This is a genomic window from Nonomuraea monospora (assembly GCF_039531895.1).
Taxonomy (GTDB): domain Bacteria; phylum Actinomycetota; class Actinomycetes; order Streptosporangiales; family Streptosporangiaceae; genus Nonomuraea; species Nonomuraea monospora.
On record NZ_BAAAQX010000087.1, the window covers coordinates 1 to 6,431 of the forward strand.

General features: G+C 71.0%; 5 protein-coding genes and 1 pseudogene. All 6 read left to right on the plus strand.

The window, feature by feature from the left end:
• Positions 1-1,376 (plus strand): RiPP maturation radical SAM C-methyltransferase (locus tag ABD331_RS60475; RefSeq protein WP_344496639.1); only part of this gene is annotated, 1,376 nt, incomplete at its 5' end.
• Between the two features lie 44 nt (positions 1,377-1,420).
• Complete coding sequence (locus ABD331_RS60480) at positions 1,421-2,551, plus strand: hypothetical protein (RefSeq protein WP_344496641.1); 1,131 nt, start codon at positions 1,421-1,423, stop codon at positions 2,549-2,551.
• A 153-nt stretch (positions 2,552-2,704) separates the two neighbouring features.
• The gene (locus tag ABD331_RS60485; RefSeq protein WP_344496643.1) at positions 2,705-2,857 is read left to right on the plus strand and encodes a hypothetical protein; all 153 of its coding nucleotides are present in this window, start codon (positions 2,705-2,707) and stop codon (positions 2,855-2,857) included.
• Positions 2,858-2,881: 24 nt separating this feature from the next.
• Positions 2,882-5,224 carry a putative PEP-binding protein gene (locus tag ABD331_RS60490; RefSeq protein WP_344496645.1) on the plus strand — a complete coding sequence of 781 codons (2,343 nt, stop codon included), beginning with the start codon at positions 2,882-2,884 and terminating at the stop codon, positions 5,222-5,224.
• The gene (locus ABD331_RS60495; protein ID WP_344496647.1) at positions 5,221-6,000 is read left to right on the plus strand and encodes a methyltransferase domain-containing protein; all 780 of its coding nucleotides are present in this window, start codon (positions 5,221-5,223) and stop codon (positions 5,998-6,000) included. The genes ABD331_RS60490 and ABD331_RS60495 overlap by 4 nt, the downstream gene beginning before the upstream one ends.
• A gap of 7 nt (positions 6,001-6,007) precedes the next feature.
• Positions 6,008-6,431, plus strand: a pseudogene (locus ABD331_RS60500) (hypothetical protein); the annotation flags it as partial.

The window sequence follows — 6,431 nt, forward strand, 5'->3', positions numbered from 1 at the left end:
AGGAGCGGTATCCGCTGGTCAAGCTGGTGTATGGCGGGGCGAACTTCGATGGTGAGATGGGGTGTGAGTACGCCCGCGGCATCGGCTGGATCGACTATGTGGTCACCGGTGAGGGCGACATCGCCTTTCCTCACCTGCTCAACGCCATCGCCGACGGCACAGAGCCGCTGGCCGCCGGGATTCAGCGGCCCGGCGCGTTGCGCACCGAGGAGTCGCCGCGCGTACGCGATCTGAACGCGCTGCCCGTACCGGAGTACTCCGACTACTTCACCACACTGGCGCGGCTGGACGCGGCCCGGGTGCTCGGGGACACGGTGGTGAAACTGCCTGTCGAGTTCTCCAGGGGCTGCTGGTGGGGGGCCAAGCACCACTGCACCTTCTGCGGGCTGAACGCGCTCGGCATGTCGTTCCGCGCGAAAAGCGGGGACCGGGCGGTCGCAGAGCTGTCCACGATGATCGAGCGCTACCAGGTCGTGCACATCGAGGCGGTGGACAACATCCTCGACATGAAGTACCTGGACACTTTCTGCGCGGACCTGGCCGAACAACGCTGGGACATGAGCATCTTCTACGAGGTCAAGGCCAACCTGACCCGTGAGCAGATCGGCCTGCTCGCCCGCGCCGGCATCCACCGGATCCAGCCGGGCATCGAAAGCCTCAGCACGAACGTGCTGCGGCTGATGCGCAAGGGCGCCACCAAGCTCATCAACGTGCGCCTGCTCAAATGGGCCCGCTATCACGGTGTATCCGTGCAATGGAACGTCCTGACCGGCTTCCCCGGCGAGAGCGACGACGACTACCGCGAACAGGCCGGCCTGCTGCCCCTCCTCCACCACTTGCAGCCGCCCGTGGGAGGGGGCCGCATCTGGCTGGAGCGCTTCAGCCCGTACTTCACCGATCCAAGCTTCCCCATCAAGGAAGTGCGGCCGCGAGCCAGCTACCGGCACATCTACCCGCCGGACCTGGACCACCACAAGATCGCCTACTTCTTCGACTACGAAGCCGAGTCGATCGCCTCACCCGAGGCGCACCAGGCGCTGGCTTCCGCGATCGGCGACTGGCGGCAGCGCTGGAACGACGAGCGCAAACCCAGCCTCATCTACCAGCGGCTGCCCAACCGGCTGACGATCATCGACAAACGCGGCCCCGCCCCGCGCAAGGTCGCGCTCACCGGCTGGCAGGCCGCCGCCTACCAGCACTGCGACGACACCGCGCGCGCTCCGCACCGGGTGCGCGAACGGCTCGCGGAGCAGGGGTACGACGTGCCGGAAGAACGCATCGACACCTTCCTCGAGGCCTGCTGCCGGGCCGGCGTCATGATCGCCGAAGATCGCAAGTACCTCGCGCTGGCCCTGCCGGAGAACCCCGGCTGGTGAGTGATCCGAAGCATCGGCGACCGGTACGGGAAGTGAGGCGCGTCATGACACAGGGGAAGACGACGATCGCCGGCCTGCCGGCGGCGCACGCGATCGCCCGTCAGCTCGCGGGGACCGCGGGAGCGCCGGCGGCGTTCCTGGCGGGCAGCCTCGTCGAAGGGTTCGGCAACGCCACCAGCGACATCGACGTCTATCTCGTCGGGCCGGGGCTGCGCAGGGCCCGTGAGCAGTACGCCGCCGGTCACCGTCGCATCGACGTGCACCAGCTCTCGCCGTCCGACCTCGACGCCGCGCTGGACCGCGTGGCCGCCGCGACCCTGCCGGGTGACGGCTCCGCGCCGGTGTTCCCCGAGGGAGACCTCATGCTGCTCACCCGCCTGCGCAGCGGAGAGGTCGTCAGCGGCGACGACCTGGTGCGCCCGCGTCTCCAACGGCTCGGCGAGCTCTGGGCACGCCTGCGGCGGCTGGTGGTGTTCAAGTGGCTGACCGCCGCGCACGCCGAGCTGGAGGACTTCCACGGGCTGTACGACGACGGGGACGTGGACGCGGCCACGTTGACCGCACGGTCGGCGTTGCAGGCCGCCGGCAAGGCGGTCGCGGCCAGTCGCGATGAGCTGCACCTGGGGCAGAAGTGGGTGTGGCGTCAGCTCGCGCGTTCCGCCCCGGCCGGCTTCCCCGTCGCGGAGTTCGGCCGCATGACGCGCGCCGACCCCACCGGCGCGAACCCCGGCCGCGCCGATCCCGCCGGAACCGGCCCTGCCGGGGCCGGGGCCGGCGCCGGAGTGTGTGGATCGGCGCGCGGTTTCGCGGAGGTGACGTCCTTCGTGCAGGACTGCCTGGCGGCCGCCTGCACACTCGGCTGGCAGGGTGTGGGACAGGACACGTGGCCGTACAGGCCGCCCGGAACCGCGAACGGATGCTCACGGGTGCCCGGCTACTACCCCAGGGCGTTCGACGACGCCGTCGTGCTGACGAGACCGGCGGCCCGCAGGATCCGGCTCCGGCCTGACGTGGCCCTCGTCTGGGCGATGTGCGACGGCGCCGACGAGAACACGGTGGCCGCCAGGATCGAGCCGCTGCGCGACCGCTGCGTCGTCTACCGCGACCTCGGCGATGACCGCCGCCGTCAGATCATCGCGAAACTGGCCGGCGCGGGACTGCTGACAATCGGATAGGCATTTCCTTTCTCTGATCAACGCATTATGGAGGCTAATTCGGCATGCCGTTTCATGAGTCGGAGAACAAGTGTCGAGAAAACTCTTGCCGTAAATGTCGAGGTCTATTAATGTCGCAATCGAATTCATTTCCGACCGAAAGGTGGATTGGCAGTGCAAGAATCCCGCGAGAGCCTCGGGAGCGCCGAGGACGAACTGGTCGAGCTGGAGTTCTCTCCGCTCACCCCGGAGGAGGCGGACGCCGTGGACGACCGGGTTTACCTGCTCGGAGTACATGCGGACCGGCACCGCGTCATATTCGACTAGAACGATCGTCACTGAAGTCGGATCATGGCTGAAGTATTTTCGGGACGCCACGCCGGCTTTGGTGAGAAGGATCGCACGGCGGCCACGCCGGCGGAGGGCGCCGAGGTGCGATTTCCGCCGCGCTTGTCGCTGAGGCCGGACCTGACGGACGACGGCGCGATAGCCGAAGCGCTCTCCGCGCTCGATCCGCTCGGCCGGCTGGGAAGTGACAGGGAGCCGGTCTTCCTGTCACTTCTCGCCGCGCGGAGTTCCGGCAGGCGATTCTCCTACCTCGGCCTGACGACGGCGAGCGAGCGATGGCTCACCGAGGTGTCGCCCGACCACCTGTTCGCGGCCGATTGCCGCGCCGCACTGGAGGAGACCTTCCGCCACGGTGGCCTGCCCGGCATTCCCGACGACCCCGTGGACCAGGTGCTGGCCGCGGTCCGCGGTCTGGCCCAGGACCATCCGGGAGCCGAGCTGACACTCGGTGTCATGCCACTCGGCCTCGGCCATGGCAACGGCAGCGGGCTCGCCTGGTCCTGCGACCCCGTCACCGGCGAGCCCGGACTGACCGGGTCGTTCGGCGCCGGCCTGACCGGCGCACAACTCCTCGCCTCCGGGGGCGCCGACCTGGCGGCGGAGGCCGCGACGGCGCCGTGGGGCCGATCGCTGGCCCAGCTGGTACGCGCCGCGCAGCTCCGGGCAGGCCGACCGGTACGCGTCGACTTCGTCGTCACCGGCGGCGAACTGTTCGCGCTGCGCGTCGATCACGCCGGGTTCGGCGGGCGGGCTGTCGTACGAACCGTCGCGGCGCTGGTCCGCGAGGGCCGGCTGAGCACCGGCGCCGCTCTCACCACGGCCACCGACACCGACGTCGCACAGGCCGTGCTCCCGGTCGTGGACACCGGATCGCTGCCCCTGATAGCCCAGGGCCTGGGTGTCTCGCCAGGGGTGGCCGACGGAGCGATCGTCTTCGATCCGGCGGACGCGATCGCCGCCGAACGCGCCGGCCGCCCGGCGGTGCTGGTGCTGCCCGAGTCGCGCCCGGAACACCTGGACGGGCTGCTGGCCGCCGCGGCGGTGATCACCGAGCGCGGCGGACGGACCGCGCACGCCGCAGTCGTCACCCGCGGCCTGGGAAAACCGTGTGTGACCGCGCTGCGCGGGGCGACCGTGGACGCGGCGGGCCGCTGCCTGCGCCTGCCCGGCGGCGACATCCTGCCCGCCGGCGCGGTCGTCACCGTGGACGCCAGGACCGGTTCGATCCGCCGGGGCGCCTGCAAGCGGCTCGAGCCGGAGGGCGGCGAGCCGGGCGACGACGTGGCCTGGCTGCTCTCGCAGGTGTCCGGCCTGCCGCAGCTCACGGTGCGGTGCAACGCGGACGGAGCCGACGCCGCGCGGCGGGGGCTGGCCGCCGGCGCGGCGGGAGTCGGGCTGTGCCGCATCGAGCACATGTTCCTCGGCGGGCGGCGGAAAGTGCTGGAACGCGTCATGCTGGCCCCGCGCGGCGCGAGCGGCGCCGAAGCGTTCGCGGCCCTGTACGAGATCCTGCGAGCCGAGTTCGCCGCACTCCTGGCGGCCACGGACGGGTTGCCGCTGGTGATCCGCCTGCTGGATCCACCGCGGCACGAGTTCCTGCCGGACACCACCGTGCAGCGGCTCCGCGAGGTCAATCCCATGCTGGGAGTTCGTGGCGTACGGCTGGCGATCCTCATGCCGGAACTCGCCCGGTGCCAGATCAGAGCGCTCGTGGAAGCCACCGAGGCGGCCCGCCGGGCCGGCGGCGATCCGCGTCCCCGTCTGCTGGTCCCGATGGTCGCCGACCCCGGCGAAGTGGACGCCGTCCGGCGGCTCGTGGACGAGGTGGCCGACCGGCCGGGCAAGGGGGAACCGGGCAGGCGCATACCGATCGGCGCGATGATCGAGACACCTCGGGCGGCGCTCATGGCGGACGCGCTCGCCACCCGTGCCGACTTCCTGTCCTTCGGAACCAACGACCTGAGCGCTCTGGTCTGGGGACTGTCGCGGGACGACGCCGAGGCCGAACTGCTGCCCGGCTACCGGGAGCTGGGCGTGCTGCCGGAGTCACCGTTCGAGCTGCTCGACACCGCCGTACGCGATCTGGTCGCAAGCGCGATCGCCGCCGCCCGCGCGGTCCGGCCCGGCATCGAGGCCGGGGTGTGCGGCGAGCACGCCGCCGAGCCGTCAGCGCTGCGCGCGTTCGCCGACATCGGCGTCACTTACGTGTCGTGCGTTCCGTCGGCGGTGCCCCTGGTCCGCTTCGCCGCGGCCAGGCTGGCGGCCGCATCGGCGGAGGACGCCGCATCCCCTGCCGCGGCTGCGTCCCCGGAGGGTCGGCACCCGGCTCAGGAGAGGATTCCGTGACTGAGATCCGCGAACTTCGCACCGACGAACCGGTCCACGCGACGGCGCCGAGAACCGGTGACGCGTTCGGCGAGACTCTGCTCGCCGCACTCGCCTCGGGCCCGGCGCCCGCCGCGGTCAGCGAGGTGATCGAGCGCGACGACGGCCTGATCGTCGCATCGGACGCGCATCGCTACTTCCGCACGCCGGAGGCGTGGCAGGAGCCGATCCGCTGGGCGGTCGCGCAGGCGCGCGGGCGCGTCCTGGACGTCGGCGTGGGCGCGGGGAGGCACGCGCTGGCCGCGGCGGCCGCGGGGTGCGAGGTCACCGGTCTCGACGTGTCCGAGGGAGCGGTCGAGGTGTCCAGACGACGGGGCGTACGCGCGGTGCGAGGCGCGGGAGAGCACGCCGACCGGCTGTTCGGCCCCGGCAGTTTCGACACGGTCTTCCTTCTCGGGCAGAATCTGGCCCTGCTGGCCTCACCGGAGCGCGCGGGAGACCTGCTCGGCGTGTTGCGCGCGGTGACCGCGCCCGGCGCGAGCATCCTGGGCGACTCCCAGGACCCGGCGAGTGGCTCGGCCAGGAACGAGGCCTACTTCGCCCGCAACCGTGATCGCGGGCGCCCACCGGGCCAGTTCGTCCTGCGCGCCCGCTATCTGGACCTGGCGACGCCGTGGTTCGACTACTGGTACTGCTCCCCGCATGAACTCGAAGCCGTGGCCGCACCACACGGCTGGCGGCTCGAGGACGCGCGGCGCGCGGGGACGACGTACAGCGTGCGGCTGCGACGGGTGTGAGATGCGCATGAGAACACTGCCGCTGCTGGAGTCGCCGCCCGATCTCCTCGCTCCGCCGTCGCGGGCGTTGCGGGTGGCGTTGGTCAACATGCCGTGGGCGCGGGTGGACTCGCCGTCGATTCAGTGCGGGTTGTTGCAGGCCATCGCTCAGCGGGCCGGTCACGAGTGCACGGTGCACTATCTGAACGTCGAGCTCGCCGCCGAGCTCGGCCACGGCATGTACGACCAGCTCTGCGACACCTACGTCAACCATCAGCTCGGCGAGTGGTTGTTCTCGTATGCGGCGTTCGGTGCGGTCGGTGATGAGGCTGCGTATTTCGAGGACTTTCCGGAGATCGCGGGGATCTGGGAGGGGGTGACGGGCCGGGGGCTGGATGACCTGGTGGAGTTCCGGCGGCGGGTGTTGCCGCAGTGGCTGGAGCGGTGTGTGG